Raw genomic sequence first — 17,757 nt, 5'->3', positions numbered from 1 at the left:
CGCCGGTGCGTCGGGCAGCGGCAGACTGGCCCCATGACACCGATGCCGTCCGCCGTGGCGCGGGCCCTGGAGCGGATCGACCGGCTGGACCCGGCGCTGCACGCGTTCATCGAGGTCTGGCCGGACGAGGCGCTCCCCCGGGAACGGGAGGCCGTGGCACGGCGACTCCCCCTGGGCGGGCTGCCGTTCGCGGTGAAGGGTCCCTCCGGCATCCGGTCCTTCGCGGCCCGCCGGCTGATCGCGGCGGGCGGGGTCCCGGTCGGCGCGACCTCGGTGCCCGGACCCGGCACCCATTGGCAGACCTGGGGGCGGGGCGCGCACGGCCGTACGGTCAACCCGTGGCGGGCGGACCGTACTCCGGGCGGTTCATCGGCCGGGTCGGCGGTCGCGGTGGCGGCGGGGATGGTGGAGCTGGCGACGGGCAGCGACGGGGCCGGGTCGGTCCGCATCCCGGCGGCCTGGTGCGGGGTGTTCGGGCTGAAGACGACGAACGGGCTGCTCCCCTCGCCCGACCGGTCGGGGCTGGCGTCGGCCGGGGTGCTCGCCCGGTCGGCGGCCGCGGCGGAGCCGTATCTGCGTCAGGTGCTGGACGGGCACGAGACGCCCGCCACCGCCCCGCCCCTGAAGATGCCGACGCCTGTGCCTGTGCCGATACGTCGGGCTCTGGCTCTGCCTCAGCCTCTGCCTCTGCCTCTGCCTCTGCCTCTGCCTCTGCCTCTGCCTCTGCCTCTGCCCGCCGTGTACAGCGAGGACCTCGGATTCGCGGACGTGGACCCGGAGGTGGCCGCGGTCGTCGGCAGGGCGGTGGACCGGCTCGTCGCGGCCGGGACCGTACGCCTGGTGGAGCGCGACGCCCGGCTGCTCGACCCGGTGGGCGCCTGGACGGCGGTACGGGGCGGGGCGCCGGACGACCCGGAGGCGGTGCGGGTGCGGCGGACGAACGACGAGCGGCTGGCGGCGCTGCTCGCCGGCGGGGCCCTGCTGCTGACCCCCGCCACACCGAACCGGCCGCACGGTCACGAGGGCCCGGGCGACTTCTACTCCACGGCGCTCACCTGGGCGTTCAACCTGAGCGGGCATCCGGCGGCGAGCCTGCCCGCCGGATTCACCGGGGACGGCTGCCCGGTGGGGCTCCAACTGGTGGCGGCGCGCGGCGCGGACCTCCGACTGCTCGCCGCGGCCCGCGCGGTGGAGGACGCCCTGCCCGCGGCCCGGAGGCCGCCCGCGCGGTGACGAGCCGGCCCTGGGTGCCCGGCCGCCCCGGACGAGGAACCCCGGTCAGCCGATCGGCTTGCGGGCTTCCTCGCGGACCTTGGCCGTCTCCGCCGCCGCGGCCGCCAGGTCCACGGACTTGGCGTCCTTCAGCACGGATTCCGGGCGGATCAGCGCGACCATCGCGGCGGTGTTGTCGTCGCCCCAGGCGCACATGGGGATGTTCACGGCGCCGCCGGCCTCCTTCGACTGCACGACCTGGCACTCGACCGTGATGTCGTACCCCTCGGGCCGGAACTCCTTGGGCGGCACGATGAGCTTCGCGCCGTCGGCATCCGCCGCGCCCTTCATGATCTCGCCGCGCATGAAGCCGGGGCTGGCCAGCCGTCCGTACATCCCCGAGAGCACCAGCGCGCCGCCCTTGGCCGAGGTGTAGTGCGCGACGACCGCCTCGGCGTTGCGGATGCTGGGGTCGGGGGTGTCCTCGATCTCCTTGCCCTCGGTCTCCGACAGGTCCTGGCCGAGGGTGAACTCGTCGTCCAGGAGCTTCTGCTGCACGGTGAGCTTGTACTCCGCCTTCGGGTACACCAGGTCGCTGCCCTTGTCGGCGAGCTGGGTGACGCCGTAGACGATGCCGCCCGCCGCCAGCACCGCGCCGACCGCGATCCCGACGATCAGCCCGGTCCGCTTCCTGCGCGGCGGCTGCGGGCCCGCCGGCGGCCAGCCGCCCATCGCCGGGCCGCCCCCGCCGGGTATGCCGGGCTGTCCCCAGCCGCCCTGCTGGGGCGGGGGCTGCTGCGGGTAGCCGTACGGCTGTTGCTGCGGCACGGACCCCGGGGCGACCGGCGGCGGGCCGTAGGGGTTCTGCGGGGGCGGCGGCCCGTAGGGGCCCTGCGGCGGGTGCGGCGGGGTGGTCATGGGCTCACGGTACGACACGTTTGCGAACGGAATTTCGGTCCGGCCGATATCGGTATCAGGTCGAGAGAATGGGGCCGGAACAAGCGGCCCCAGGCGCCCGGCCCACCTCTTCCCGGGGGCTCACCCCAACGGCTCGCGCCTGCGCAGCCACGCCTCCGGCGCCCCGGCCGTCCCGGTCGCCGCCCCGACCACGCCGCCGGTGATGGCGCACGTGGTGTCGACGTCGCCGAGGCCCGCCGCGGTCGCCCAGAGCGCCGCTTCCAGGTCGTCCCCGTGACGGGCCGCGCTCCACAGCGCGAAGGGCACGGTGTCGTCGGCCCGGATGCGCTGCCCGTTGCCGAGGAGGTCCGCCGCCCGCCACGGTTCGGTGCTGAACGGCGTCCGCGCGGCGCGCCGCACCCCGTCGCGTACCGGCCCCTCGGGCGTACGTTCCGCGACCGCGTCCAGCGTCAGTTCGCCGCGCGCCGACAGCGCCGCCGCCACCGCCACGGCCACCGCACCCGCGATGCCGTCCGGGTGGGCGTGGGTGACCTCCGCCGAGAGCGCGGCCTGTGCGGCGACGAGGTCCAGGTCCTCGTGGAAGCGGGCGCCGAGCGGCGCGACCCGCATGGCCGCGCCGTTGCCGAGGCTGCCGCCGCCGAAGAGTTCGGGGGCCAGGGTGCGCCAGTCGGCCGGGGCGTCGAGCAGCCGGGGCAGCAGGAGGTGCATGCCGTGGCCGTAGCCGCGGGCCTGGTCGGCGTCGAAGGCGAGGGCGTAGCAGAGCGCCAGGTGGTCCTGGTCGACGTGGCCGCGCTCGTCGAGGGAGCGGATCAGCGCGAGGGCGAGGGCCGTGTCGTCGGTCCAGTGCCAGAGGGGTTCGGGCGGGGTGCGGCGGTCCCGGATCTCGTTCACGGCCTGCCGGGGGTCGCGGAAGAGCGGGAACCAGCGCTCGCCGAACGCGTCGCCGAGGGCGAGGGCCTGTCGTCACATTCCCGTCGTTGCCCGAAGGGCGGCCGGGCGGCGCATGGTGCGTGCGATCGCAAGGCGCCGGAATGTTCTCGTAGCGGAGCTACTAGGGCATTTCGGCAACGCGGCGAGCGTGCGTGCCAGGCGTCGCCCGGCAGGCGGGAATGTGACGACAGGCCCTGGGGCTTCGAGGCTGCGGCGGGCGGCGGCGTGACCGGCTGCGGTGGCCGCGGGCGGGTTCGTCGTCATGTCCGCATCCTGACCGACCGGCCCGTCCGCGTACATCCCTTATCGGCCCCGCCCGCCGCACCGCCCCTCAGGCGGCGTCGGCGGCGCCCTCGTCGATCGCGTCCGCGACCTCCGCCACCCGGGCCTGTTCCTCGGCGGCGAAGCGTTCGCGGTCCAGTTCCTCGGCTATCTCCTCGTCCTGCGACATCAGCAGGTCGAGGTTGGAGTCGCCGAGTTCGAGGACGCCCATGTCGACGTACGCCTTCTGAAGCCGCGGGCCCCACAGGCCGATGTCCTTGACGCACGGGACGATCCGGCTGAACAGGAGCTTCCGGAAGAGCTGAAGGTATTCCGAGTGTTCGGAGAGGTCCTTCGCCTCCTGCTTGCCGATGCCGAAGTTCTCCAGGACCTCGACGCCGCTGAGCCGGTCGCGCATCAGGTAGCAGCCCTCGATGACGAACTCCTCGCGCTCGCGGAGTTCGGCGTCGCTCAGCTGCTTGTAGTAGTCGCGCAGCGCCATCCGCCCGAACGCGACGTGCCGGGCCTCGTCCTGCATGACGTACGCGAGGATCTGCTTGGGCAGCGGCTTGGTCGTGGTGTCGCGGATCATCCCGAAGGCGGCCAGCGCCAGGCCCTCGATGAGGACCTGCATCCCGAGGTACGGCATGTCCCAGCGGGAGTCGCGCAGGGTGTCGCCCAGCAGCCCCTGGAGGTTGTCGTTGACCGGGTAGAGCATGCCGATCTTCTCGTGCAGGAACCGGCCGTAGATCTCCGCGTGCCGGGCCTCGTCCATGGTCTGGGTGGCCGAGTAGAACTTGGCGTCCAGGTCGGGGACGGACTCCACGATGCGCGCCGCGCACACCATCGCGCCCTGCTCGCCGTGGAGGAACTGGCTGAACTGCCAGGAGGTGTAGTGCTTGCGCAGCTCGCCCCGGTCCTTCTCCGTCATCTTCGCCCAGTGCGGGGTGCCGTACAGCGTGAGCGCCTCGTCGGGGGTGCCGAGCGGATCGGCGGGATCGACCTCCAGGGACCAGTCGATGCGCTTGTTGCCGTCCCACTGCTTGTCCTTGCCCTTCTGGTAGAGGGCGAGAAGGCGTTCGCGGCCGTCGTCGTAGTCCCAGCTGAACCGGGCGGCCCCGGTGGCGGGGACCTGCCAGACCGGTTCGGCGGGCGGGGTGGTGTAGAGGTCATGAGTGGACACGGACGGCTCCTTCGCCTCGGACAGCGGGACGCGATCGACAAGTTCCGTGACGCCGAAGGCAGTTGAGCGCGCGCGTCAGCCGCCTCCCCGGCAGGTTCACACGTTGGTAGACAGCGGGTCAACAAGTCGTACGGGGTCGCACGGAGTCGTGCGCAAGGGATTGACGGCCTTGCTGACAGGCAGTCTCATAAGAGGTGACCGCCGGTAACCCTCGTTCCCGGTAACCCCTGTGTGAGGTGCTCCCGCCATGACGACCGTCACCGCTCGCGATGTGACCGTGCTCCGCGACGCGCTCGGGCCGCTCCGCGACCGCGAGCAGATCGCCCTGCGGCTGCTCGCATCCTCGGCCAAGCACTCCTTCGACCCCGACACCGAACTCGACTGGGACGCGGCCGTCGAGGAGGGCAGGTGGTTCTGGCCGCCGGAGCTGCTCTCGCTGTACGACACCCCGATGTGGCACCGGATGTCGGAGGAACAGCGCCTGGACCTCTCCCGGCACGAAGGCGCGGCGCTCGCCTCGCTCGGCATCTGGTTCGAGATCATCCTGATGCAGCTGCTGGTCCGGCACATCTACGACAAGCCGGTGACCAGCAACCACGTCCGCTACGCGCTCACCGAGATAGCCGACGAGTGCCGGCACTCGATGATGTTCGGCCGCATGATCGACTGGGGCGGCGCCCCGACCTATCCGGTGCCGCGCGTCTACCACAACCTCGCGCGCGTCCTGAAGACCGTCTCCACCACCCCCGGTTCGTTCGCCGCGACCCTGCTGGGCGAGGAGATCCTCGACTGGATGCAGCGGCTGACGTTCCCGGACGAGCGGGTGCAGACCCTGGTGCGCGGCGTGACCCGGATCCATGTGATCGAGGAGGCCCGGCACGTCCGGTACGCCCGGGAGGAGCTGCGCCGCCAGATGGTGACCGCCCCGCGCTGGGAGCGCGAACTCACCAAGGTCAGCTGCGGCGAGGCGGCCCGGGTCTTCTCCGTCTGCTTCGTGAACCCGCAGGTGTACGAGAACGTCGGCCTGGACCGCCGCGAGGCGGTCGCCCAGGTGAAGGCCAGCGGGCACCGCGCCGAGGTGATGCAGACCGGCGCGAAACGGCTCACCGACTTCTTCGACGACATCGGGCTGCTGAACGGCGTCGGCCGCCGGCTGTGGCGAAGCTCCGGCCTGCTGGCCTGAGGTGTATCGCGGGTCAGCGCTTAGGCTCGGTGGCATGACCTCCACCGCCCCAGTCCCGCCGCCCCGGGCGACGTACCGCAGGCTCAGCGTCGAGGAGCGCCGCTCCCAGCTGCTGCTCGCCGCGCTCGGCCTCTTCGCCCATCGGGCGCCCGACGAGGTCTCGCTCGACGAGGTGGCGGTGGCGGCCGGGGTCTCCCGGCCGCTCGTCTACCGCTACTTCCCGGGCGGGCGGCAGCAGTTGTACGAGGCCGCGCTCGGCTCGGCGGCCGACGAGCTGACGCTGTGCTTCACCGAACCGCCGGTCGGCCCGCCCACCGAGCGGGTCGCCCGGGTCCTGGACCGCTATCTGCGCTTCGTCGACGAGCACGACACCGGGTTCAGCGCCCTGCTGCGCGGCGGCAGCGTCGTGGAGACCTCCCGTACGACGACGATCGTGGACGGGGTGCGCCGGGCGGCGGCCGACGAGATCCTGCGCCATCTCGGGCGGATCGGCGGGGCCGGGGAGCAGCCCGCCGGGCCGAGGCTGCGGATGATGGTGCGCAGTTGGATCGCGGCCGTCGAGGCGGCCTCGCTGATCTGGCTCGACGACGGGAAGCGGCCGGACGCGGCCGAACTGCGCGGCTGGCTGGTCGACCATCTGATCGCCCTGCTCACCGCGACCGCCGCCACCGACCCGGAGACCGCGGTGGTGGTGAACGAGCTGCTGGCCCTCGAGCGGCCCGACGGCCCGGCGGGACAGCTGGCGGAACGGGTGATTCCGGTCGTCGCGGAGGCGGCGCACCTGCTGTCCCCGGCCGCTGCGTCAGACTGACCCGGTGAAGAGCGAGAACACCCCTTTCCGCGGCGGCCCCCTGGACGGCCGGGTCCTGCCGATCCTGCTCGGCCCGACCGGCCACCCGCCGAAGTGGTACGAGGTCCCGGTGCCCTCCCCCGACGGCGGCCCCGCCACCGTGTACGCGTACCAGCGCGTCCCGGCCGGCTACACCAAGCGGCTCGGGCTCCAGCGCGGCTGGGTGTACGAGTACGCCCCCGGCGGCCGCGAGCACCGCACGCTCAAGTGGCCCTGGTCCAAGCCGCCGAGCCGCGACTGAACCCCGGCGGGCGGCTCTCGCGTACGGCACAGGCCCTAAGATCGACGGTCAGGTGCCGAGCGCCGGGTCACTCGGTCGCCGGAGGACGGTCACAAGGGGGGTGCGCCATGGAGGCGCTGCGTCAGGACGATCCACGCCGCTTCGGCCGCTTCACCGCGCTGGCCCGCTTCCACGAAGGCGCGAGCGCCGTACGGTACGTGGCCCGGGACGCCGCCACCGGTGAGGTGGTCCTCGTCACCGCCGCGCGCCCCCAGCTGGCCGCCGTACCGGTCTTCAGCCGCCGCTTCCGGGCCGAGGCGCGCACCGCCGAACGCCTCGCGGGCGGCTGGGTGAGTCCGCCCGTCGACCTCGGCGAGGAACCGGAGGCCCCTGCGGACGGGCCGGAGCCGCTGTGGACGGCGGCGGCCTACGTGCCCGCGCTGCCGCTGGCCGAGGCGGTCGCGATCGCCGGTCCGCTGCCGGAGCGGGCCCTGCGGATACTGGGCGCGGGCATCGCCGAGATCCTCTCCCGGGTGCACGCCTCCGGCTCGGTGCTCCAGGGGCTGGCCCCCGGCACGGTGCTGCTGGCCGCCGACGGGCCCCGCCTCACCGCCTTCGGCCCGCTGGGCGCCGCCGCATCGGCGGAGGTGGGTCCGGGCGGCCAGCTCTCGGTACGGCTCGGTTATCTGACGCCCGAGCAGATCGAGGGCAAGGAGGTCTCCGCCGCCTCCGACCTGTTCGTCCTGGGGCTGCTGCTGGCGTACGCGGCGACCGGGACGACCCCGTTCACGGAGGGCCCGGCCGAGGAGGCCGCCCGCCGGATCGCCGAGGACGAGCCCGAACTCGACGCCGTACCGGACCCGTTGCGCGAGCTGATCGCGAGCTGCCTGGCGAAGGACCCGGCCGAGCGGCCCGCCGCCGGCACGGTCGCCGCCGAACTGGCCCTGGAGGGCGCGGCGGGCCTTGCCCGGGGCGGCTGGCTCCCCGAACGGCTCGCGGCGGCGGTCACGGACCAGGAGGCGCGGGTCCTGGCCCTGGAGCCGCCGGAGGACGACACGGAGCCGGAGGCCGGGTCGACGGAGGCGGCCGAGGCGGGGGCAGGGGCCGCGGAGGCAGAGGCCGCGGAGTCCGGGCCGGAGGAGACCCCGGAGCCCGAGGACGCCCGGCCCGAGGACCCGCGTACGGACGGCGCCCGGCCCGAGGACCCGCGCGCGGTCCCTGAGCCGCAGGACGCCCGTACGGCCCCGGAGCCCGAGGACGCCCGGCCGCTGCCCGTCCCCCCGGCGGACGCATCGCAGACGAACGCGTCACCGGCCGGTACGCCACCGGCCGACGCCTCGCCGGTGAACGCCCCCGCATCGCAAGCACCCACCGCCGCACCCGTGTCCGACGGGGACATCGGTGAGGACCGGGGCACCACGCGGTTCCTCAACACCGGGCCGCGACCGCCGCAGAGCGACCGCCCGACGACCCAGCTCGCGCTCCCCCACGAACTCACCGCACCCCCGGGCGCGGCCCTGGTCCCGGCGGCCCACCCGATGCCGCCCGCACTGCCCGCCGCCCCCGGCACCCCGCAACAGCCGCAGCAGCCGCAGCAGCCGCAGCAGCCGAGTCACACGCAGGGCGGGCCCGCCCCGTACCCCGCCGCCGCGCTGCCGGCCGGGCCCGCGGGGCCCGGTGGACCCGGCGGCGGCCCGATGGTGTCGTTGCCGCTGCCTCCCGCGCCCGCCCCGGCGCCCGACCCCGGCGCGAGCCGCCGGACGCTGCTGACCATCGCGGCCGCGGCCGTCGGCGGGCTGGTCGTGGGCGGCGGTTCGGTCGCCGCGCTCGGATCCTGGGACACGGCGGCGGCGACCGACGACAAGCCCGCGCCGAAGCCCCGCCGTACGCTCCCGGGGCAGGCCCCCGAGCCGCGCTGGGTCTACGCCCACCCGGCCTCCGAGTCCTCCCCGCTCACCACCGCCGTATGGCGGGACAAGCTCCTGGTGGTGACCAGCGAGAGCCAGGCCAGCGCCGTGGACCTGCGCACCGGCAAGCGGCTGTGGCAGCGCGCGGACGGGGCGAAGGGGCAGGCCGCGCTGGCGGCCGGCGACGATCTGGTCTTCGTGGCGAGCCCCACGGAGTTCCTGTGGCTGTCGCCGAAGAACGGCAAGGTCGTGCACCGCGTGCGCTACACCGAAGCCTTCAGCGACCTGCCGGGCCTCACCGTCGGGCGGCTGGCCGGAAGTTCCGGGCCGGTCATCTGGTTCACCGGATCGCACACGGTCACCGTGAAGGCCCCGAAGCCGAAGAAGGGCAAGAAGAAGGAGAAGGACAAGGAAGTCGTCCAGGCCCACTTCTTCGCGTACGACATCGTGCAGCGCAAGGAGCTGTGGCGGACCGCCGTGCCCGCGGGCCGCTCCCCGGGCACCCCCGCCTACCGGGTGGTCGCGGAGCGCTCCGCCGACGTCCTCGTACGGCAGGACGCGGTGAGCCTGACGGCGGCCGAGGTCAAGGCGGCCAAGGGCAAGGGTTCGGTCCGCTCGTTCGACCAGAAGACCGGCAAGCTGCTGTGGACCAAGAAGTACGGCGCGGCCTCCCTGGAGGCCGCCACCACGGGCGACGAGGACGGGGCGCTGTACGCGGCGGTCGGCAAGGATCTCCAGGCCTTCGAGGCGGACACGACGAAGCCGCTGTGGCGCGTCGAGGGCAGCGACGGCTCCTGGTTCGGCACCCCGCTGATCGCCGGGCCCCTGATCCACACCACCGAACGCAGCCGGCTGGTCGGCGCGGTGGAGCGGGAGAGCGGCCGGCTGGTGTGGCGGCGCTCCACCGAGGTGCCGGGCATCGGCAACGCCCCCTCGCTCACCCTGAGCAGCAGCGAGAAGACCCTGATCGCCACCGACGCCATCCAGGTCACGGTGTTCTCGGCGGCCGACGGCGAGCGGCTGTGGAAGTTCCAGGACATCGGGTCGGCCGATCCGAAGGGGGCGACGGTGAGTGCGCCGTACCGGGCGCTGACCTTCGGCGAGACCGTCGTCGTCCAGCGGGACCGGTCCTTCTACGCCTTCCCGGTGGCCTGAGGCCCGTAGCCTCGCCCACCTTCACCGCCGTCCGGGGGATCCCCCGGACGGCGCGCCGCGCGGTGCTTGCGTCACCTGACATCGAGTGACCGGATTATCGGATTCGCCCATGTATGGACGAACCCGGTGCCGGGCTTCGTCTCCGTCCACGTCTCCGTCACGGAGGTGATGTCGTGTCAGGCCGACTCCTGCGCGCGGTCTGCTCGACCGTGCTGACCACGGCGCTCACGGTCTCGCCCGCCACCGTCGCACGGGCCGAGCCCGGCCCCGTACCCTCCCGGGAGTCCGACGAGGCGGACGCCCCGGACGTAACGGAGACGCCGGAGGAGACCGACGGGACCGACGAGTCCGAAGCGACCGACGTTCCGGGCGGGACGGACGAGGCCGACGTGCCGGGCGGGACCGACGCTCCGGAGGTCGATGCCGAGACCGCCCTCGGCGCACCCGAGGCGCCCAGGAGCGTCGTCGCCCTGCTGCGGGAGCTGCGGACGCGCTACCAGGCGGCGGAGGAGGCGACCGAGACCTACAACGCCACCGCCGAGAAGCTGAAGCAGCGGACCGCGCAGGTGAAGAAGGTGAACGCGGACCTGGCGAAGGCCCGGGCCGCGCTGGAGCTCAGCCGCGGGGACGCCGGGCGGCTGGCCCGGGAGCAGTACCAGGGGCGTACCGAATTCTCCGCGTACCTCCAACTGCTGCTGGCCCGCGACCCGTTGCGGGCCCTGGACCAGAGCCATGTGGTGGGGCGGCTGGCCGCGAACCGGGCGGCGACGGTGGACCGGCTCACCGACACCGCCCGGCGGGCCGACCAGCTGGCCGCCGCCTCCCGCAAGGCGCTGGACGACCAGAAGAAGCTCGCCGCGCGGCAGAAGAAGCAGCGCGATGCCGTGAACGGCAGGCTCAGGGAGGTCGAGGGGCTGCTGGCCACGCTCTCCGAGGAGCAGATCGCCCAGCTCGCCGGCCTCGAACAGCAGGACGTGGACAAGGCCCAGCGCGAACTGGTGGCCTCCGGGGCGCTCAGCTCCACCCGGCCGCCGACCCGGCAGGGCGGCGACGCCGTGGCGTACGCGGTCCGGCAGATCGGCAAGCCGTACGTATGGGGCGCCGAGGGCCCCGGTTCCTTCGACTGCTCCGGGCTCACCTCCCAGGCCTGGGCGGCGGCGGGCCGGGCGATCCCGCGCACTTCGCAGGAGCAGTGGAAGCAGCTCCCGAAGGTGCCGGTCTCCGCGCTGCGCCCCGGCGACCTGGTGATCTACTTCCCGAAGGCGACCCATGTGGCGCTGTACATCGGCAACGGCCTGGTGGTGCAGGCGCCCCGCCCCGGCACGAAGGTCAAGGTCTCGCCCCTGGCGTCGAACCCGCTGCTGGGGGCCGTCCGCCCGGACCCCGGCGGCGCCCCGCTGTCCACGTACACCCTCCCGGACCTGCCCGAGGGCGCACGCGACGGCGCGGACACCGGATACAGCGCGGACGCGGCGCCGCCGGACGCCTCCTGAACGGCACGGCCGAGGGGCCGAAGAGCCAAGGAACCAAGGAGCCAAGACGTACGGGGCAGAGCTCGGCGGCCGGACCGACGGTGCTGGTCCGGCCGCCGAAGCGGTGATCGGGGCGCTCAGGCCCCGGTGAGCGAGGCCAGGTAGGCGTTCGTCTTCTCGGGCTCGTAGAAGAAGTTCTCGAAGTCCGCCGGGTCGTTGAACCCGTTGGCGAAGCGGTCGGCGGCGGGCTGGAGCTGGCCGGCCGCGCCGATCAGGTTCAGCACGTGCTCCGGCGGGACGCCGAGCATCGCGTTGGTCCACTTCGTGACGTGCTGCGCGGTGTCCCAGTAACGGTCGAACGTGGACTGCATCCACGCCGCGTCGAACTCCTTCTCGCCGTGCTCGACGATCGAGTCCAGGTAGGAGTTGGCGCACTTGGAGGCCGAGTTGGAGCCCTGGCCGGTGATCGGGTCGTTGGCCACGACGACGTCCGCGACGCCGAGGACCAGGCCGCCGCCGGGCAGCCGGCCGATCGGCTTGCGGACCGTGGGGGCGTAGCGGCCGGCGAGGGTGCCGTTGGCGTCGGTCAGCTCGACCCTGGTGGCGCGGGCGTACTCCCACGGCGTGAACTTCTCCATCAGCTCCAGCGTCTTCGCCAGGTGCTCGGAGGGGTCCTTGATGCCCTGGAAGGCGTCGAGCGGTCCGCCCGGGACGCCCTCCCAGAAGAGGATGTCGGCGCGGCCCGAGGTGGTGAGCGTCGGCATCACGAACAGCTCGCCGACGCCCGGCACCAGATTGCACCGGACCGCGTCGAACTCCGGGTGCTCCGGGCGCGGGCCCATGCCGTGGACGTAGGCGACGGCCAGCGCGCGCTGCGGGGCGTCGAACGGGGAACGGGCCGCGTCCCGGCCGAACATGGAGACCAGCTCGCCCTTGCCGGCCGAGACCATCACCAGGTCGTAGGTGCGGGAGAAGTAGTCCAGGTCGGAGACGGCGGCGCCGTGGATGACGAGCTGCCCGCCGCGCTGGGCGAAGGTCTCCATCCAGCCGGCCATCTTCACGCGCTGGTCGACGGACTGGGCGTAGCCGTCGAGCTTGCCGACCCAGTCGACGGCACGGGAGGAGTCGGGGGCGGCGACGGAGACGCCGAGGCCCTCGATCTTCGGGGCCTGGGACTCCCAGAAGTTCAGCTGGTAGTCCCGCTCGTGCTGGAGCGCGGTGTGGAACATGCACTGCGTGGACATGACCCGGCCGGTGCGGATCTCGTCGGCGGTGCGGTTGGACATCAGGGTGACTTCGTAGCCTCTGGACTGCAGCCCCAGGGCCAGCTGGAGCCCGGACTGACCGGCTCCGACTATGAGTATCTTCCGCATCGCGGCTCTCCGTGCTCCGTCGTATCTGATTCGAGGCGTCAGGCGGGGGTGACGTCGAGAGCATGGCCCACGAGGGCCAGCAGCGACTCGACGACGGTGATCCTGTTACGCGCGTCCATGATCACTATCGGCACCTGCGGGGGTACGGTCAGGGCCTCGCGGACGTCCTCCGCCTCGTAACCCGGTGTTCCCTCGAAGTGGTTGACCGCCACGATGTACGGCAGGCCGCAGCTCTCGAAGTAGTCGAGCGCCGGGAAGCAGTCCTCCAGACGCCGGGTGTCGGCGAGGACGACCGCGCCGATCGCCCCGCGCACCAGGTCGTCCCACATGAACCAGAAGCGCTGCTGGCCCGGGGTGCCGAAGACGTACAGGACGAGGTCGTCGTCGAGGGTGAGACGGCCGAAGTCCATGGCCACCGTCGTGGTGGTCTTCTCCGGTGTCGCGGAGAGGTCGTCGGTCTCCTCGCTCGCCTGCGTCATCAGCGCTTCGGTCTGCAGCGGCGTGATCTCGGAGACCGAGCCGACGAACGTGGTCTTGCCGACGCCGAAGCCGCCGGCCACCACGATCTTGGTGGCGGTGGGCGCGCGGGTGTGGTCGAGCTGCCAGGCCTGGAGCGACTCCTCGGCCTGGTCCACGGGCCCTGACGCCTGGTCCCGGGCCCCCGGCTGACGCGGGGCGAAGAGCGGCGCCTCAGAGACGGCGGAGTCCATTGAGCACCCTTTCGAGCAGTGCGCGGTCGGGCTGGCCGGTGCCGTGACCGGTCCCGTACACGCGGATCTTTCCTTGGTCGGCCAGGTCGCTGAGCAGCACCCGGACGACGCCGAGCGGCATCTTCAGCAGGGCCGAGATCTCCGCGACCGTACGCATCCGGCGGCAGAGTTCGACAATGGCCTGGAGCTCCGGCATGACGCGCGACGCGAGGTTGCCGTTGGTGAGTTCGCGGCGCTCGTCGGGTGCTTCGAGGGCGGCGACGAACGTCTCGACCAGCAGGACGTGCCCGAATCGCGTGCGGCCGCCGGTGAGGGAGTACGGGCGGACCCGGGCGGGGCGCTTGTCGGCCCCGCGGACGGGGAGGCGGGGGGCGGGTTCTGCGGCGGCGGTGGTCACTGGGCGCTCTCCAACGATGTGCGCAGCTCGCTGCGGAGTTCGGGGGTGAGTACGTGTCCGGCCCGGCCGACGAAGAGCGCCATGTGGTACGCGACGACGCTCATGTCGCAGTCCGGGGTGGCGTGGACGCCGAGCAGGGAGCCGTCGCTGATCGACATGACGAAGACGCTGCCCTCGTCCATGGCGACCATCGTCTGTTTGACGCCGCCGCCGTCCATCAGCTTCGCCGCGCCGACGGTCAGCGAGCCGATGCCGGAGACGATCGTGGCCAGGTCGGCGCTGGACCCCTTGGGCCCGTCCGAGGTGGGCCCGTCCGACGTTCCGGTGGCCGGTCCGGCCGCCTTCGCGGTCAGATGGCCGGGGTCGGAGGAGAGCAGCATCAGGCCGTCGGACGAGACGACGGTGACCGAGTGGACCCCTGGCACCTCCTCCACGAGATTGCTCAGCAACCAGTGAAGGTTCCGGGCCTCGGTACTCAGCCCGAATGTGCTGGGCGCAGTCAACTGCGTGCCTCCTCGACTGTGTCCCCCGTCTCTTCGTTCCGGCCGTCCGCCCGGCCGCCGGTCTCGGCGGCCCGGGTGGTCCTTGCGTTCCGTGCGTCCTGTGCGGTGTCCGTGGTCGGTGCGGTGGTGCTCCGGTGCCCCGTGCGGTCGGCGGGTACGCCTCCGAGACCGGCGAGGGCGATGCCGCCGGTCTCGGCGATCTCCGCCTCGACGTCGCGCCGGCCCTCCTTCGCCGCCTGGTGGAAGCTGCCGAGCCGGCGGCGCAGGGCGTCCCGGTCCAGGCTGCCGGTGCGCCCGGTGACGGGAGCGGTGTCGGGCCGGACCACGTTGGGGGTGCGCTTCGGCAGCCCCTTGTCGGTGATCCGTCCGGCCTCGGGGCGGCGGGGTCCGGGGACGGTCTCGGCGGGCGCGGGACCGGCGGCGGCCTCGGCGTGCGGCGCGGGGCGGAACGCGGGCCCGTCCGGCTCCTGGTCGCCCGGACCGGTCTCGGCCGGGCGCTCGTGGCGGTCGGGGCCGATGGCGTACGGGTCGGCCTGCGCCGGGACGGCGGGGTCCGGCAGGGGCTCCTGGCGGGCCGGGTCGACCGGGTCGACCGGGGTGGCCGGGGTGGCCGGGGTGGCCGGGGTGGCCGGGTCGCCCGGCGGCTTCGGCAGGCGGACCTGCAGCGTGATCTCGGACTCCGACTCGACGTCCGGCTCGGTGCCCGGCCCGGTGTCGGTGCCCGGCCCGGTGTCGGTCGCGGCGGCGGGCTCGGCTTCGGGCTCGGCCCCCGCGAACGGCTGCTGTGCGTCCTGCTCCTGCGGTACGGCGGTGGCTTCCGGGGTCTCGTCGGCCCCTGCCTCCCCGGCTGCGGCGTTCTCGGCGGCGTTCTCACGGATCGTCCGCTCGGCGGCGGCGATCATCGGGTCCACGGCGGGCAGCGCCTCGGCCTCCGGCTCGGCGGCCGGCCCCGGGGCGGTCACCTCGTCGCGGTCCGACGGGTCAAGCAGGTCCGACGGGTCCGACAGGTCCGACGGGTCCAGCGGGTCCGACGCGGCCTCGGCCGGCGTGCCCGGCTCCGGCGCGGCCGCCGGGAGCGGTGAACGCCGGGGCAGGGCATTGGAGTTGGCCTCGGCCACCGAGCCCGGCAGGTTGAGCGTGGGCGCGTCGCCGGGCAGTTGCACGGCGGGCGGGGTGGCGGCGGGCAGGGTCTTGGGCAGCAGGGCCTGCGGCAGGACGACGACGGCCGTCACTCCACTCCCCTTCTGCTCGCGCAGCTGGACCCGTACGCCGTGCCGGGCGGCCAGCAACGACGTCACCTGGAGACCGAGTCCGGCGCCGTCGGCATTCTGTTCACCGGCCTCGAACGAGGCCGGGTCGGCCAGCCTGGCATTCAGCTCGTCCATCCGGACCGCCGACATGCCGATGCCCTCGTCCGACACGGAGAGCATCACCTCACCGCTCTCCAGCAGCCAGCCGGACAGCTCGACATGGGAGTCCGGCGGCGAGAAGGAGGTGGCGTTCTCCAGGAGTTCGGCCAGCAGGTGGCTGAGGTCGTCGGCGGCGAACCCGGCGATCTGGGCGTGCGGCGGCAGGGACTGGATGGTCACCCGCTCGTACCGCTCGATCTCGCTGACGGCGGCGCGCGCCACGTCGACCAGCGGGATCGGACCGGCGTGGCCGTGGCCGTGCTCGGCGCCCGCGAGGACGAGCATGTTCTCGCTGTGGCGGCGCATGACCGTGGCCATGTGGTCCAGCTTGAACAGGGTGGCCAGGCGCTCCGGATCCTGCTCGCGCTCCTCCAGCCCCTCGATGACGCCGAGCTGCCGCTCGACCAGGCCGAGGGTGCGCAGGGAGAGGTTGACGAAGGTGTGGTTGACCGTGTTCCGCAGCTGCTCCAGCTGGGTGGTCAGCTCGGCGGTCCGCTCCCGGAGTTCGGTCCGCTGCCGGTCCAGGGTCTCCCGGCTCTTGATCAGGCCGGACCGTTCGGCGGTGAGGCTTTCGACGCGTCCGCCGAGGTCCTGGTGCAGGGTGGTGAGCCGGCCGTGCAGGGCGTTCATCGACCGTACGACCTGGGCGAACTCGTCGTTGCGGCCGGTGTAGCGGACCGGTTCGGCGTTCTCGGGGTCCTCGGCGAGGCGGGCGGCGCCGATACGCAGGACGGCGAGCGGCTGGGTGAGGGTGCGGGCGACGGCGGTGGAGACGCCGACGGCGAGCAGGAAGCAGCCGCCGAGCAGGGCGATGCTCAGTTCGAGGGCGGTGACGTCGTCGTCGCGCAGGCCCTCCAGATGCCGGACCTGGCCGGTGGTCAGGGCGGACTCGACGCTGCGCATCCGGTCGACGCGGGCGGAGAGCGCGGCCTCCAGCTTCCTGGGGCTGACCCTGCGCTCGGCGTCCGAGAGTTCGGGGCGGTCGGTGAGGCGGGTGAGGTACTTCTCCGCGTCGTTGACCTCGGGTCCGGTGACGGTGGCGGAGAGCTTGTCGCGGGCCTCCGGGTCCGCCGCCTGGTCGAAGTCGGCGAGCGCGGCCAGCTCCCGGACGCGGGCCTGCTGGGCGGCGGCGCTCAGCTCGTCGCGTTCGCGGTCGGCCCGGGTGGCGTCCTCGTCCTGGGTCTGCACGGGCAGCCCGGTGAAGGGATCGGTTCGCGGGGCCGTCGGCTCGGGGCTGGGCACGGCGAGCGCGGCGAGGAGGAGCCCGCGGGTGGCGGAGGCCTGTTCGGACGCGCCGCCGAGGGTGAGCGGGGCCCGGGTGGCGTCGGCGGCGCGCGGCGGGGTCTTCTCCGCCAGTTCGGCGGCGATGCCGTGCAGCTTGGCGATGACGTCGGAGTACGCCTGGTGCGCCTCCAGGGCCGAGCCCTTGCCGGTCAGCGCGTCACGGCGCAGCGAGGCGACCGTCGAGAGGTCACGGCGCAGGGCCGCGGAGGCCGCCTCGTGGATCTCGTCGATCTGCTGGTCGACACGGGTGGTGCGGGCGGCGCGGTTCTTCGCGCCGTCCTTGTCGTCGGCGTCCTCGTCGCGGCCGTCGGCGATGTACGCGGTGACGGCGTCACGTTCGTCGGCGAGGGAGTGCGCGAGGGTGACCGCCTGCTGGTTCAGCTCGGCGAGGGTGACCAGCCGCTGGGACTCGGTCAGATCGGCGGAAGCCCCGAGCGCGGCAGGGGCGCCCGCCGCCAGGACGATGACGCCGACGACCGCGACACCGGCGACCAGTCGGCTGCGTACCCGCACGGTCCGCTTGTCCGCGCCGGGTGCCGGAGGCGTCGCCCCGGAACCGTCGCGCGTCGTGCCCTTGCTCCGCGGCCGCTTCTTCTGCACCGGTGCTCGCAATCTTGACTCGTCCACCCTTGAAGCAGAGGTGACGCACGGTCACATGGAAGGGCGCCCCGCTCCTGGTACGGCTTCCGACCATTCCAGCGCTTATGAGAGGGGGGCGCGCATCAACCGCTCCGCCACTCGAAGGAGTGAACATCACTCCGGAGTTGGCGAACAAGTCTGCCCTGGTGCG

General features: G+C 73.4%; 13 protein-coding genes and 1 pseudogene. 6 read left to right on the top strand and 8 right to left on the bottom strand.

What is annotated here, in order from left to right; translation table 11 throughout:
• Nucleotides 1-33 precede the first annotated feature (33 nt).
• Entirely contained in the window at nucleotides 34-1,233 is a 1,200-nt protein-coding gene (locus tag KV381_RS25890; RefSeq protein ID WP_218786463.1) for an amidase family protein, read from the top strand.
• A 45-nt stretch (nucleotides 1,234-1,278) separates the two neighbouring features.
• On the opposite strand, the gene KV381_RS25885 is transcribed toward KV381_RS25890, so the two are convergent.
• The 3 genes and pseudogenes from KV381_RS25885 to KV381_RS25875 all read right to left on the bottom strand — a co-directional run bounded on the left by KV381_RS25885 (nucleotide 1,279) and on the right by KV381_RS25875 (nucleotide 4,504).
• Entirely contained in the window at nucleotides 1,279-2,130 is an 852-nt protein-coding gene (locus tag KV381_RS25885; RefSeq protein WP_030079392.1) for a hypothetical protein, read from the bottom strand.
• 120 nt (nucleotides 2,131-2,250) lie between these two features.
• Nucleotides 2,251-3,090 (bottom strand): annotated as a pseudogene (locus tag KV381_RS25880) (ADP-ribosylglycohydrolase family protein); the annotation flags it as partial.
• A 301-nt stretch (nucleotides 3,091-3,391) separates the two neighbouring features.
• Entirely contained in the window at nucleotides 3,392-4,504 is a 1,113-nt protein-coding gene (locus KV381_RS25875; protein ID WP_030079396.1) for a ferritin-like domain-containing protein, read from the bottom strand.
• 247 nt (nucleotides 4,505-4,751) lie between these two features.
• Between KV381_RS25875 and KV381_RS25870 the strand changes: the two genes are divergently transcribed.
• From KV381_RS25870 to KV381_RS25850, 5 genes are all read left to right on the top strand, one after another.
• Nucleotides 4,752-5,687, top strand: a complete 936-nt coding sequence (locus tag KV381_RS25870) for a diiron oxygenase (RefSeq protein WP_086779599.1) — start codon at nucleotides 4,752-4,754, stop codon at nucleotides 5,685-5,687.
• Between the two features lie 34 nt (nucleotides 5,688-5,721).
• Complete coding sequence (locus KV381_RS25865; RefSeq protein ID WP_218786461.1) at nucleotides 5,722-6,498, top strand: TetR/AcrR family transcriptional regulator; 777 nt, start codon at nucleotides 5,722-5,724, stop codon at nucleotides 6,496-6,498.
• 4 nt (nucleotides 6,499-6,502) lie between these two features.
• Nucleotides 6,503-6,778 carry a hypothetical protein gene (locus KV381_RS25860; protein WP_086779598.1) on the top strand — a complete coding sequence of 92 codons (276 nt, stop codon included), beginning with the start codon at nucleotides 6,503-6,505 and terminating at the stop codon, nucleotides 6,776-6,778.
• Nucleotides 6,779-6,885: 107 nt separating this feature from the next.
• Complete coding sequence (locus KV381_RS25855) at nucleotides 6,886-9,819, top strand: PQQ-binding-like beta-propeller repeat protein (protein ID WP_218786459.1); 2,934 nt, start codon at nucleotides 6,886-6,888, stop codon at nucleotides 9,817-9,819.
• A 173-nt stretch (nucleotides 9,820-9,992) separates the two neighbouring features.
• Entirely contained in the window at nucleotides 9,993-11,312 is a 1,320-nt protein-coding gene (locus KV381_RS25850) for an NlpC/P60 family protein (RefSeq protein WP_030079406.1), read from the top strand.
• Nucleotides 11,313-11,428: 116 nt separating this feature from the next.
• On the opposite strand, the gene KV381_RS25845 is transcribed toward KV381_RS25850, so the two are convergent.
• The 5 genes from KV381_RS25845 to KV381_RS25825 are packed head-to-tail and all read right to left on the bottom strand — an operon-like array spanning nucleotide 11,429 to nucleotide 17,567.
• Entirely contained in the window at nucleotides 11,429-12,664 is a 1,236-nt protein-coding gene (locus tag KV381_RS25845; protein ID WP_030079408.1) for a styrene monooxygenase/indole monooxygenase family protein, read from the bottom strand.
• Nucleotides 12,665-12,702: 38 nt separating this feature from the next.
• Nucleotides 12,703-13,374, bottom strand: coding sequence for an ATP/GTP-binding protein (locus KV381_RS25840; protein WP_030079411.1), 672 nt, complete (start codon nucleotides 13,372-13,374; stop codon nucleotides 12,703-12,705).
• On the bottom strand, nucleotides 13,355-13,771 hold the full coding sequence (locus tag KV381_RS25835; RefSeq protein WP_030079413.1) for a DUF742 domain-containing protein: 417 nt from the start codon (nucleotides 13,769-13,771) through the stop codon (nucleotides 13,355-13,357). Before KV381_RS25835 ends, KV381_RS25840 begins: the two co-directional genes overlap by 20 nt.
• Nucleotides 13,768-14,274: a roadblock/LC7 domain-containing protein gene (locus tag KV381_RS25830; RefSeq protein ID WP_050504843.1), complete on the bottom strand. Its 507-nt coding sequence runs from the start codon at nucleotides 14,272-14,274 to the stop codon at nucleotides 13,768-13,770. Before KV381_RS25830 ends, KV381_RS25835 begins: the two co-directional genes overlap by 4 nt.
• Nucleotides 14,271-17,567, bottom strand: coding sequence for a nitrate- and nitrite sensing domain-containing protein (locus KV381_RS25825; RefSeq protein ID WP_218787300.1), 3,297 nt, complete (start codon nucleotides 17,565-17,567; stop codon nucleotides 14,271-14,273). Before KV381_RS25825 ends, KV381_RS25830 begins: the two co-directional genes overlap by 4 nt.
• Between the last annotated feature and the right edge of the window lie 190 nt (nucleotides 17,568-17,757).

It is taken from the genome of Streptomyces sp. WY228 (assembly GCF_019287315.1).
Classification (GTDB): Bacteria; Actinomycetota; Actinomycetes; order Streptomycetales; family Streptomycetaceae; genus Streptomyces; species Streptomyces caviscabies.
This window is presented reverse-complemented; position numbering and strand designations above follow the sequence as displayed.